Raw genomic sequence first — 12,261 nt, forward strand, 5'->3', positions numbered from 1 at the left:
AATCCCTGCTCCCGGCGCAACCTCCGGGGAAACGGTATCAAAGAGGCACGCTTATTGCTTACCTCAAGTCGCTATGCTTTCGGTGCTCACAAATCCGCCCGCAATGACGGCGCTCAGAAATCTGACGTCCATCCAAATGCGGAAGGACACGGTCCAGAACCATGTCTCCACCGGCCTGCGCGTCACCGGCGCGGTCGAGGACGCCTCCAACTTTGCCATCGCCCAGGGTATCCGGACCGATCTGAGCGCCTTCGATGCCGTCATGCAGGGCCTCAACAACGCCAAGGGCGTTTCCAACGTCGCGATCGCCGGCGCCACCGCCGTGTCGGACCTGATGATCGATATCCGCAAGAAGATCACCGAAGGCGCGAACGAGGGAAATACGACGCAGCAGCAGCAGATCCTGCAGAACGACTACGATGACATGCTGGCCCAGATGCGCCAGATCCTGGAGAATTCGACCTTCAACGGCGAGAATATCCTGATCGAGGTCGCGATCCCGTTCAATCTCGCGGTCGGTACGGTAAACGACATCAACGTCCTCTCGAATATCGACGGCGGAACCCTGACGCTTCGCGGCCAGCGCATCGACGTCAACTACGCCCAGCTCGTCAACGAAGACATCAGCACGCCAGCGAATGCCCTGAATGCTCTCACCGCGTGGGAAACCGCGATGACGGATATCGGCAACGCGCTCGGAGAGCTTGGCGCCGACGCCCGCGCCCTGAACCTGCAGACAACCTTCCTCGAAAGCACCCGCGACGCCGTCGACGAGGGACTCGGCAACATCGTCGATGCGAATATGGCCCGGGAAAGCGCCCGGCTGACCGCCTTCCAGGTTCAGGAACAGCTCGCCGTCCAGACCCTCGGCCTTGCCAATCAGCGTCCGCAGACGATTCTCGGCCTGTTCCAGTAGGGTTAGCGATCCTCTCCCGGCCCCAGAGCGGCCCGCATCCTCAAGAAATTGCGGATGACCTCACACTCGCAAAGCAACTGTAGAATTAAGTCCATTCGCACGCCGCAATCTCAACTCAGACGAAGAATACCGTTCAAGGTTCCGGCCGTGACTGACCGCGCAGGCTCCCGCCCCGGCCTTCGCCGCGGCCGCGGATTATCCCCGGCCTCTATAGGACGGCACCCCCTGGTCCGGCAGCCATACTCCTTCCGGGACCGGACCCGTCTGGAAAAAGACGTCGATCGGAATGCCGCCGCGCGGATACCAGTAGCCGCCAATCCGCAGCCAGCGCGGTTTCAGCTCATCCGCCAGCCGTTTCGCGATCCCGACGGTGCAATCCTCGTGGAACGCGCCGTGATTGCGGAAGGAGCCGAGGAAGAGCTTCAGCGACTTGCTCTCCACCAGCCACTCGTCCGGCACGTAATCGATCACCAGATGAGCGAAATCCGGCTGCCCCGTCATCGGGCAGAGGGAGGTAAATTCCGGCGCCGTGAAGCGGACAACGTAATCCTTGTCCGCCATCGAGTTCGGCACCTTTTCGAGTACCGCGTCTTCCGGACGGGACGGCAGTTCGGTTGCTCCGCCGAGCTGGGTCAGGCCCGAAAAGCGCTCTTCGGTGTGGGAAGTCATGGGTCGGCTCCGCGTATCATGAAGACGAGCGCGTTCTACGCCCTTACCGCCCCATGTCCAATCCCGGATACGCCGGCAGCGCCGATGCGGGCCCCGATCTCACGGAAGCGCCCTATCCCAGCTCCCATCCGGTGGCGGCGGCCAGTTCGGTCTTCTGAATGCCGATGACCGTCACCGTACCTCCGTCGGAGAAGGTGACGAGAGTTCCGTTCCCGACGTCCGTCCCGCCGGCAATGCCGAGCCCGGCCTCAAGCGCCAGCGTGTCGGTGCCGGCGGCAAAGTCGTTCACCGTATCGTTGCCACCCTCGAAATCGAAGACGAAGATGTCGGCTCCATCCCCGCCGACGAGCGTGTCGTCGCCCTTGTTGCCTCTCAGATAGTCGTCGCCATCGCCACCCTCGAGCACGTCATTGCCCTGACCGCCATAAAGGCTGTCATTGCCGAGATTGCCGGCGAGACTGTCGTTCCCCTGGTTGCCGTAGACAATGTCGCTGTCCTGGCCCCCGTAGATCGCATCCTCCTCGCCGCCGCCGAAGAGCGTGTCGCTACCGCGGTTGCCGTAGAGCACGTCGTCGTCGTTGTTTCCGAGCACGGTATCGCCGTCCTGACCGCCATAGAGCGTATCCATGCCGCCGCCGCCGAAGACGCTGTCCGCGCCCTGGTTGCCGTAGAGAATGTCCTCACCGTAGCCGGAGCCGATCGTGTCGGCGCCGCCGCCGCCGGCCAGCGTGTCGTCCTCGGCTCCGAGCGAGATGAACTGGCTGCCGCTGTCACCGACGACATAGTTGCTGCCCGCTCCGCCGGAGATGCTCGCATTCCCGATCACGGAAGCGAAATCGATATTGTCGAGTGTGATGGCCGTGCCGGACGGCAGTCCCGAAGTATCGATTACCAGCGCTTCCGCTCCGGAACTCGAGCCCGTAAAGCTGATCGTTTCCCCGGAGCCGGTCCCGGAGAAGGTGACGGTCCGGATATCGATCGTCTGGCTGCCTAGCTGTGCCAGGAACTGCGTGCCGTGGCCGGCGAGGAAACTCTGGTCGGAGGTCACGGACTCGGCCGCGTTGATGTGCTGGGTCAGGGTTCCGCTGGAGGCGGAGGCCGCCTGAGCCGCGACGGTTCCGGAATCGGCAACGGAAAATCCGTTCGGCAGGGTGACCGTCACCGTACTGCCGCTGCCGGTATTCTGGATCAGCGCTCCCGTTGCCGAGCCGCCGGAATTGTTGGTCAAAGTGCGGCTCGTCTCGTCCGACGTGCTCTGGTCCGTGATCGTCAACGCGCTTTCGGAACCCGAGCTCCCTGACGATCCGGAAGACGCGTTCGGGTCGCTGCTCACGACGGTCAGAACGGAGTTTCCACCCGACGCCGCGCCGGAAAGGTAGAGTCCGGATCCCGCACTGGTCAGAGTGATGGTGCTGCTGCCGACGGTCAGTGTGCTGCCGACACTTGAGGCATGCAGACTGGTCGCATAGCTCGTGTCGCCCATCACCTGGATGACGTCGCCGGCCGCAAGCCCGGTGATCGTGTCTCCGTCGATCTCTGCGACAGTGCCGACGAACGTGTCGTTCCCGTCGCCGCCGCTCAGGTTGTCGCTGCCGGAGCCGCCGGACAGCATGTCATTGCCGGCCTCTCCAATCAGATTGTCCGACGACGCACCGCCAAGGAGGGTGTCGTTCCCGGCCCCAGCGGTGATGAAGTCGAGGCTGCCGCCGCCGGTGATGGAATCGTCGCCGTCACCGCCATTGATCGTATCGGAACCGATCGAGCCGTTGATCGTGTCGTTGCCGGTGCCGCCACTGACCTCCGCGTTCCCCGCCAGGATGATAACGTCATCGCCGGCGTCGCCGTAGATCGTGTCGCCGCCGTCGCCGGTCGAGATGGTGTCGTTGCCGTTGCCGCCATAGAGCAGGTCGCTGCCGCCCTGAACGTACAGACGGTCGTTCCCGTCGCCGCCATAAACGGTATCGTTGGCGTTGCCGGTCCCGATGAGGTCATCGCCGGCGTCGCCGTAGATCAGGTCGTTACCGCCAAAACCGCTGATCGTATCGTCGCCGGACCCGCCCAGGATGGAGTCGTTTCCGCTGCCCGCCGAAATCTCGTCGTTGCCATCACCGCCGGTGATCGTATCGTTGCCGTTGCTGCCGCTGATCGTGTCGTTACCGCCCTGGCCGTCGAGCGTATCGTCGGATGCGGTGCCGACGATGAGGTTGTCGCCCGCATCCCCGATCGAGACGACCAGCCGCGCGGGATAGGAGGCGAGCGCCGCCGGCGCGACGACCGTCGCGGCACGGGCGAGACCGCGCCAGCCGGCATCGCCGCCGAGATCCGTCTCTGAGGCATGCACCGGAACGCCGAGACCGGCTTCCAGTCCGGCGACGAACATGCGCCCGGCCAGTCCCGCGCCGGTCGAGCAGGAGAGCAGCATCAGGTCGGCATCGGCGGTCAGGCAGGCACGGATTTTCGCCAACGGTGCGCCAGCATTGCGCAGACTCTCCGCGTCGACGCGGCGTCCCGACAGGGTGAAGGACCCCGGATCGCCATGCGCCAGTATAGCCAGCCGGCGGACCGGTCCGTGCCCGGACAGGACGGTAGCGATCTCCGCGAGGGCATCTCCCCGCGGCGCCAGCCGGTGCAGTCTGGTTTCGGGATCGAGACCGTCGATAAGGATCTCGGGATTCTGCACCGACGGATCGATGAACAGGAACGTCACTGGCCGTTTCATGACGTGTTACGCCTCAATATTGTACGCGGAAAGTGAAAGACTGCATCCGACGGGGGAAACGCCGGACCGCATCACACAGCGCCGGGGAACGCTGCCGCGAAAGGGAATGAATAAAAAGTGGCAATTCCCGACATGGGCGGAGAACCGCCGTCAGATCGACTTCGGAAACCTGAAGATGACTGCCTGATCCCCCGGCATCCGAATAAAGCCGGGCCCCAAACGGATTGGGCAACCATCGAAAATGTCATGCGTGCGTTCGAGAGCGCCTCTTCCCCAATATTCCGTCTGTCGGCATCTCGATCTTGTTTTTTAATTATCTCACAACTTGCAGTGAATGTCACACTTTTGATGTGTATAGCTCAGCATTAGATTTCTTGGACCGTAATACCGCGTAATTTTGTGATGAATCAGAAACTTGTCTCACCTGAATATGGGCTGCAATTTAATCAATTTTGAGTTGCTTTAAAGCACTGTATGTTCGGCGCTTCCGATCATCATCATGAGCGCTTCGCGGCGGTCGAGGAAAGTGGCCGGTCCGACGCGGAGATCATGGAACGCTGGCCCCGGAAGCTCAGCTCCCATGCCCGTCCGGCGGAACCGGACCTGCACGGACGCTTCGGCTTAATCGAAGCGGCCTTTCCCGCTCAGGATCCGGTACTTGCTGCGCAGCTCGCCGCGGTCAGTATAGCAGCCCCGCAGGTGCCGCTCGCCGCTGCTCGCCGTATAGGCCTCGCGGCCATGCACTACGCGGTGATTGTCGAAGCAGATGCACTCGCCCGCATTGAGGCGGAACCGCATGACGTATTTCGGATCGCGGAGCGCCCGGCCGAAACGGTAGAAGGCCGGGTAGTAGCGATCGAGGAAAGCCTGCTCCAGATCGAAGATGTCGGCGATATGCTGGCTGATGGTGACGCCCTCGACCTCGCCGTCGCGATCGAGCTCGATCACCCGCTGGCGGGCCCGCATGTCGAATGCGTCATGCTCGCAATAGAACGGCACCTCGGTCTCGGCCAGAAGAGCGAAATCCTCCGGATGGTCACGGCGGAAATCCTCCGCCACCGCGACCGCGTCGACGAAGATGCTGTTACCGCCCTCGACCGAGTTGGCGCGGCAGTGGAGATACTGCACTCCCGGCGCGAATTCCTCCGACGGAAGATCGGTGTGCAGTTCCAGTGCCGCCGCCGTATAGGCGGTGTTGGTCGGATTGATATGGGTATAGACCTCGAACACCTTGCCGAAGAAGCTCGGCCGCACCTCGCCCGCGAGCGAGGCCAGGTCCTCCAATGCTTCCGGCGTGTCCGGCAGCCCGCTCACCAGCGCAACACCCTCGACGAGGAGCGCCTCGTACCAGGCGCGGCGCTTTTCCGGTTCCGCCTCCAGTTCCGCCTGGGTGAAGCGGGCGACCGAAGGATAATGGTCGGCATGCCAGGCCCGGCGCGGCAGCGCAGCCACGTCCGGCCGCGGCGCCCCGCTGCGATAGGCGGCGAGGAAGTCGAGCGGATAGCGGCTCTCGTGACCGGAGCGCCAGATAAGGGACAGCGCCTCGCCATCCATAGCGGCCTCGGCCGGCCGCGGCGCTTCCGCCTCGCCGAAAATGTCGAAGCTCCGCTCCCGCGTCACCGGATCGAACGAAGTCGGGCAATTGTCGCGCAGCCAGAAATAATTGAAATATCCGGAGCTGCCGTCGGGAAAGCCGAGATCGAGACCGTTCTCGCCGAGCGTGACGCTGCCCTGCTGCCGTGCCTGCATGGAAACCCCTTTCCGCGGCGGTGCCGCCTTTCATAAGAAGGTTAATTTTCCTCGATGTCGCATGGAGGCCATAAAGCGGTCCGAATGCGCCATCCAAGTACCTGTTATATATGAAAAACTTGAACCTTCACCGGGCTCCGTGAGAAGCCTTGAAATTCGCATGCTTCGATAAGGTGAAATTATCGGATGTCACGCTATCTCCCGCCGCTCCGCCTCTTTGGCGTGTTCGAGACCGTCTGCCGCTCGGACAATCTGCGCGCCGCCGCGGCCGCGCTGAACGTTTCCCAGCCGGCGGTCAGCCAGTCCCTGAAGCAGCTCGAGGACCATATCGGCGCCCGCCTCATCAACCGCGAGACCCGCCCCGCCTCCCTTACCCGCGAAGGCGAGATCCTGCTGCGTGCCACCGAGGACGGCCTCGCGCGGATCTCCGGCGCCGTCGAGGAGATCCGCCGCCGCACCACGCGCAACGGCTCGGCGGTGACGGTCTCCTGCTCCGTCGGCGTCGCGACCCACTGGCTGATGCCCCATCTCGAGAGCTTCTACATGCGCCATGCCGACATCCAGGTGAACGTGATTACCTCGGAGAGCGGCGCGCCGGCGATCGCGCGCGACATCGATATCGCCATCCGCTTCGGCGACGGCAACTGGAGCGACGGCGCCGTCACCCGGCTTTTCGACGAACGAATAATGCCGGTCTGCACCCCCGAACTGGCCGCCTCCCTCGGTCTCACGAAAGAAACCCTGCACACCGCGCCGATGATCCACGTCGAAACCGTCGACCCGCGCTGGCTTGGCTGGACCGATTACCTCGCGACGCTCGGCCTCGGGCGAGCGACGAACCCGGTGCAGCTCCGCTTTTCCAACTACGTCCAGGCCACCCAGGCCGCTCTCGCCGGCCGCGGTCTCGCGCTGGGCTGGCGCTCGATCACCGGAGGCTACGAGGCGGAAGGACGGCTGGTCGCACCTGTCGCAGCCCCGCTGACGCCGCCAAGCGCCTTCTTCGCGGTCACCGCACATGACCGAGAGGCAGAGGACGCAACGATGAAAATTCTCACCTGGCTTTCTGAGATAGGGGCGATGTTCGATTGACATTGGGCACGCGAGAGTTCGCATTCCCCGGTTCCACCGGAATGGCGTCCTGCGGAAGAGCCTCGGCTTAGAGCCTGAACCCGTAAGGTAGTAGCCGGTCGATATCGAGGATATCCGCGGTAAAATCCGGATCTCCGGTATCGACCAGAATCAAAGCCGCGCCGCCGGACTCGTCCCGGTCGATGAATTCGCGCATGACCTGCCGGCAGATCCCGCAGGGCGAGCGGTCCTGCAACGGGCCGTCCAGGCTGTCCGCGGTCGAGAGGGCGAGGAAACGGATCTTCCGGAAGCCTTTCGCCGCGGCGGCATGCAGCGCATTGCGCTCGCCGCAGACGGCGGCACCGTAGGAGGCATTTTCCACGTTCGCGCCGGTGATCACCCGGCCTTCCGGATCGTCCGCCATGATGACGGCCGCGCCGACATGGAAATTGGAATAAGGCGCGTGAGCACCGCGCGCCGCGTGCCGCGCCGCCTTCACGAGATCGCGCAGAACCGCCGGATCGGCTTTCACCCGCTTTTCCGGGATATGGAGACCGGCGAGGCGAAACGTCCCCGTTTCCGTCTTCAGATCCCGGTCCGCCGCCTCGACTGCCGGCAGCACGATCTCGATCTCGGCCATCCGCTCAGCCTTTTTTGCCGTAGACCGCGTCCGGATCGTAGGCCTTGCCGTCCTTGACCACGGTGAGCACCGCTTTCCCGTCCTCAATAGACGCCGCGCGGTAGAAACAGCTGTCATACCCCACGTGACAGGCCGGACCGGCAATCACGCGCAGCAGCACCACGTCCTGGTCGCAATCGGTTCGGAGCTCGACGAGCTTCTGCACATGGCCGCTGGTCGCGCCCTTGTGCCAGAGCTCTCCCCGTGAGCGGCTCCAGTAGACCGCCTCACCCAGTTCCAGCGTCTTGGCCAGCGACTCCCGATTCATGAAGGCGAACATCATCACCTCGCCGGTCTCGGCATGCTGGGTGATACAGGGGATCAGGCCGTCCGCGTCGAATTTCGGCTGGAAAGACGTACCTTCTTCGATTTCCGCCATGCTGCCGCGCTCGGCAAAGAGACTGTCCGCTGTCATCGCTTTCACTCCATATTTCCGCTCCGGTTATAGGCTGCGCCCCGGCCCCGCCGCAACGGTGCCAAAAATTGGACCGATCCGGCACGGAGCGCGTACAACAATCTTGAGCGAAGTTGAAAGTGACCGGCCCCGCATGCCCGACGTGAAAGAACTCAAGTCCCTCGCAGACGCGGCCGTCGCCGTGCTCCAAACCGGCGACACCCGCGAGAAGGCGACCCTCGGGCGCGCTGTCGTCGCGCTCTGGAATGAAGGCGGTTTCGGCGAGATCGGGACCGCCGCGCCGCCGGACCGTCCCGCCCGTCCGGAGCTCCCTGCCCTGCGGCCGCCCCGCGAGGTCCCGAAACGGAAGATCACGGCAGCCCCGGAGGGCCGGATCGCGCTGCTGCACGCGCTCGCCCATATCGAACTCAACGCGATCGACCTCTCCTGGGACATGATCGCCCGCTATACCGGGCACGATCTGCCGGAAGGCTTCTTCATCGACTGGATGAAGGTCGCGGACGACGAGTCCAAACACTTCCTGATGATCTCCGACCGGCTGGAAGACCTCGGCTCATATTACGGTGCGCTCAATGCCCATGACGGGCTCTGGCTCGCGGCGACCGAGACCGCGCACGACCTGCTCGCGCGCCTCTCCATCGTCCCGCTGGTGCTGGAAGCGCGCGGACTCGACGTGACGCCGGCGATGATCGAGAAGATGCGCGAGGTCGGCGACGATCCGAGCGCGGATATCCTGCAGGTTATCTTCGATGACGAGATCACACATGTCGCGGTGGGAAAACGCTGGTTCGACCATGTCTGCGACCGCGAGGGAAAGCCCCGGGTCGAGACCTGGCAGCACCTCGTCCGCACCCATTTCCGCGGAGGGGTGAAACCGCCCTTCAACATCCCGGCGCGTGAGCTTGCGGGTTTCGCCGCCGCCTTCTACGTTCCGCTCGGCGAGGAATATCTCGCCAAACAGAACGGTGGAAACAGCGCATGAGCACCCTGCTGTCGCGTGAGTTCGTCTACCATTTCGACGCGCCCCGTACGCTTGTCTGGGAGGCGCTGGCCGACACCAAGCGATACAACGAATCCATCGGCCTGCCGAAGCACGAGATCCGCGAGGAGGAGCAGCCGGACGGAAGCGTCCGCTTCTTCGCCACCGCGAAACTCGGTCCGGTCACCCTGCACTGGGAAGACATTCCCCAGGAATGGGCCTCGGGACGCTGGTTCCGACACCGCCGCCTGTTTCTGAAAGGCCCGCTGAAGCAGCTCAATGTCTTCGTCCGCTTCGAGGACGAGGGCGAGGGCTGCGTGGTGCATTACCGGATCGACGTCGAGCCCGCCGGCCTCCTCGGCGGCCTGATCGCCCGCAAGGGTATCTTCGCGACGACGGAACGGAACTTCCATCAGGTCTCGGAAAACGTAGAGGCCTGGGCGAAGGAACAGGCCGAGACGCCCTACCCGACGGAACCGGTCACGCTGGACGAGACCCACAGCCGCCGCCTGGAAACCGCGCTCGGCCGGGTCGACGCCTCGCGCTACGGCCACGGGCTCGGGCGCCGGCTCGCGGAATGGCTGCTCTCGGCCCAGGAGGTCGACCTGATGAGCATCCGCCCGCTGAAGCTCGCGCGGATGTGGGAGGAAGAAGAACGCCACGTCATCGAGCTTTGCCTCGAGGCGGTGAAGGACGGGCTGCTCGAAAGCCGCTGGGATCTGCTCTGCCCGCGCTGCAAGGGCGCCAAGCTGACCACTTCCGGCCTCGACGAACTGCCGGAAGGCGCGCATTGCCCCTCCTGCAACATCAGTTACGACCGCGACTTCGCCCGGAACGTGGAACTGACCTTCCAGCCGGCGGCAGGGATCCGCAAGGTCGTGCACGGCGAATTCTGCCTGTTCGGACCGATGTCGACGCCTCATGTCCGCCTGCAGGTCCGCGTCGCGCCCGGCGGCAGCGAGAGTGTCGAGACAGCGCTCGCGCCCGGCTCCTACCGTATCCGCACCCTGGAACCCGGCCCCGAGCGGATCCTCGACTTCTCGGGCGGCGGATTTCCCGCGCTCTCCATCGGCGAAGCGGAGATTGCCGTCGAGACAGAGGAACCGGAGCTGGGCACGGTCACCCTCCGGAACCGATGCGAGCGCCCCCGCGTCGTCATCGTCGAGGCCCGCGACTGGGCCGAGGACGCACTCACCGCGCACCGTGTCACCACGATGCAGGCTTTCCGCAACCTCTTCGCCGAGGACGTGCTGCGCGGCGGGGACGAGGTGGGGATCGCCCATATCACCCTGATGTTCACGGATCTCTCCGGCTCGACCGCCCTCTACGAGAAGATCGGCGACGCACCGGCCTACGGCCTCGTACGGGAGCATTTCGATTTTCTCTCCCGTATCGTCCGGGACAATGACGGCGGCGTCATCAAGACCATCGGCGACGCGGTCATGGCGGCCTTTACCGAACCGGGAAACGGCATCAAGGCCGCGCTCGAAATTCGCGAGCATGTCGCGGAGTTCAACCGCGCGCACCGGTCCAACCCGATCGGTCTCAAGCTCGGCCTGCATGCCGGCCCCTGCATCGCCGTCACCCTGAACGGCCGGCTGGATTATTTCGGCGGCACAGTGAACATGGCGGCCCGGCTGCAAGGCGAGGCCGGGCCCGGCGAGATCGTGATCAGCGAGGCCATTGCCGCCGATCCCGCGGCGGCGGAGATGCTGAAATCGCAATGGCTGGAGGCGGACCGGCAAGCTATAAGAGGCTTCAAAGATCCCGTCAGCTTCCGGCGGCTCCCGCCGGGCGGCACAGCAATAAAATCAGCATCCGAATGAAAGGCCGCGCGCCATGAGCCCGGACTCCTCCGTCCCGTCCAACACTCCGAAAGTCGATCCCGAAGACATCCTCGAAGGCATCCTCGACTGGGTCGAGGCGGAAAGCCCGACCACCGACGCCGCGGCGGTCAACAAGGTCGCCGATAAGGTCCAGGACCTCTACAAGGACCTCGGTCTCGCGATCGAGCGCACGCCGGGCCGCGACGGTTTCGGCGACATCATCCGCGCGCGCACCGCGAACGCGTCCGGCGAGAAGGGCATTCTGGTCCTCTGCCATATCGACACGGTGCACCCGGTCGGCGTGAAGGACGGCGAGTTGAAGATCCGCCGCGAGGGCGACGAGATCTACGGCCCCGGCATCTACGACATGAAGTCCGGCGCCTACCTGCCTTATTACGCCTACCGCCACCTGCATCGCCTCGGCGGCACGACGAAACTGCCGGTGACCTTCCTCTATGTCTCCGAGGAAGAAGTCGGCAGCCCGATCAGCCAGGAAATCATCGAGGAAGAGGCCCGCAAGGCGAAATACGTGCTCGTCACCGAGCCCGCGCGCGACGGCGGCAAGGTCGTCGTGGCGCGCAAAGGAGTCGGCCGCTTCGTCATGAAGATCACCGGCCGACCGGCCCATGCCGGCGCCAAGCACGAGGACGGCCGCAGCGCGATCAGCGAGCTCGCCAACCAGATCAGGGCGATCGACGCCATGGTCGATTACGAGCGCGGCGTCACCACCAATGTCGGCATGATCAGCGGCGGCACCGCAGTCAACGTGGTCGCGCGCGACGTGGTTGCGGAAATCGACCTCCGCGTCCTCACCAAGGAGGACGGCGAGGAGATGACAGCGAAAATCCTCGGCCTCAAAGCCTTGACCCCGGACGTCAGTGTCGAGGTCACCGGCGGCATGAACCGTCCGCCCTTCGAGGCGACCGAGGAGAGCCTGAAGCTTTTCGAGCACGCGAAGGTCTGCGCCGCCGAAGCCGGCCTCACCCTCGAAGCGACCGAGAGCACAGGCGGCGGCAGCGACGGCAACTTCACCGCCGCCCTCGGCGTCCCCACCCTCGACGGCCTCGGCGCCGATGGCGCGGGTGCGCATACGCTGGAAGAGAAGATCTTTTTCTCCTCGCTCGAGCCCCGCGCCAAGATGTGGGTGCGCTTGCTGGAGACGCTTGAGTAGGGGTCGCACCCGGGCTTCAAATACCACAAGAGGTCGTCATCCCCGCGAACGCGGGGACCCAGAGATCCAA

At 64.3% G+C, this 12,261-nt stretch carries 10 protein-coding genes; 5 read left to right on the forward strand and 5 right to left on the reverse strand.

Annotation, left to right across the window (positions count from 1 at the left end):
* Positions 1-73: 73 nt before the first annotated feature.
* Positions 74-916, forward strand: a complete 843-nt coding sequence (locus NUH88_RS03915) for a flagellin (protein WP_257770093.1) — start codon at positions 74-76, stop codon at positions 914-916.
* Positions 917-1,111: 195 nt separating this feature from the next.
* Here the strand turns inward: NUH88_RS03915 and queF are convergent, their stop codons facing one another.
* The 3 genes from queF to NUH88_RS03930 all read right to left on the reverse strand — a co-directional run bounded on the left by queF (position 1,112) and on the right by NUH88_RS03930 (position 6,053).
* On the reverse strand, positions 1,112-1,585 hold the full coding sequence (gene queF, locus NUH88_RS03920; RefSeq protein ID WP_257770094.1) for a preQ(1) synthase: 474 nt from the start codon (positions 1,583-1,585) through the stop codon (positions 1,112-1,114).
* 112 nt (positions 1,586-1,697) lie between these two features.
* The gene (locus NUH88_RS03925; protein ID WP_257770095.1) at positions 1,698-4,304 is read right to left on the reverse strand and encodes a DUF4347 domain-containing protein; all 2,607 of its coding nucleotides are present in this window, start codon (positions 4,302-4,304) and stop codon (positions 1,698-1,700) included.
* Between the two features lie 621 nt (positions 4,305-4,925).
* Complete coding sequence (locus NUH88_RS03930) at positions 4,926-6,053, reverse strand: TauD/TfdA family dioxygenase (RefSeq protein WP_257770096.1); 1,128 nt, start codon at positions 6,051-6,053, stop codon at positions 4,926-4,928.
* Positions 6,054-6,239: 186 nt separating this feature from the next.
* Here NUH88_RS03930 and NUH88_RS03935 point away from each other — a divergent pair, with 186 nt between their 5' ends.
* Positions 6,240-7,142, forward strand: coding sequence for a LysR substrate-binding domain-containing protein (locus tag NUH88_RS03935; RefSeq protein WP_257770097.1), 903 nt, complete (start codon positions 6,240-6,242; stop codon positions 7,140-7,142).
* A 67-nt stretch (positions 7,143-7,209) separates the two neighbouring features.
* Here NUH88_RS03935 and NUH88_RS03940 read toward each other — a convergent pair whose 3' ends face one another.
* Positions 7,210-7,761, reverse strand: coding sequence for a cytidine deaminase (locus tag NUH88_RS03940; RefSeq protein ID WP_257770098.1), 552 nt, complete (start codon positions 7,759-7,761; stop codon positions 7,210-7,212).
* A gap of 4 nt (positions 7,762-7,765) precedes the next feature.
* Positions 7,766-8,215 (reverse strand): phosphoribosyl-AMP cyclohydrolase, encoded by a 450-nt coding sequence (hisI, locus tag NUH88_RS03945; RefSeq protein ID WP_257772134.1) that lies wholly within the window; start codon positions 8,213-8,215, stop codon positions 7,766-7,768.
* 133 nt (positions 8,216-8,348) lie between these two features.
* Here hisI and NUH88_RS03950 point away from each other — a divergent pair, with 133 nt between their 5' ends.
* Genes NUH88_RS03950 through NUH88_RS03960 form a run of 3 tightly spaced genes read left to right on the forward strand, consistent with a single transcriptional unit; the run spans position 8,349 to position 12,191 of the window.
* Complete coding sequence (locus NUH88_RS03950) at positions 8,349-9,197, forward strand: ferritin-like domain-containing protein (protein WP_257770099.1); 849 nt, start codon at positions 8,349-8,351, stop codon at positions 9,195-9,197.
* Entirely contained in the window at positions 9,194-11,020 is a 1,827-nt protein-coding gene (locus NUH88_RS03955) for an adenylate/guanylate cyclase domain-containing protein (RefSeq protein ID WP_257770100.1), read from the forward strand. The genes NUH88_RS03950 and NUH88_RS03955 overlap by 4 nt, the downstream gene beginning before the upstream one ends.
* Positions 11,021-11,033: 13 nt before the next feature.
* Positions 11,034-12,191: a M20 family metallopeptidase gene (locus NUH88_RS03960; protein ID WP_257770101.1), complete on the forward strand. Its 1,158-nt coding sequence runs from the start codon at positions 11,034-11,036 to the stop codon at positions 12,189-12,191.
* Positions 12,192-12,261 lie beyond the last annotated feature (70 nt).

The sequence above is a fragment of the Nisaea acidiphila genome, from assembly GCF_024662015.1.
Lineage (GTDB): Bacteria > Pseudomonadota > Alphaproteobacteria > Thalassobaculales > Thalassobaculaceae > Nisaea > Nisaea acidiphila.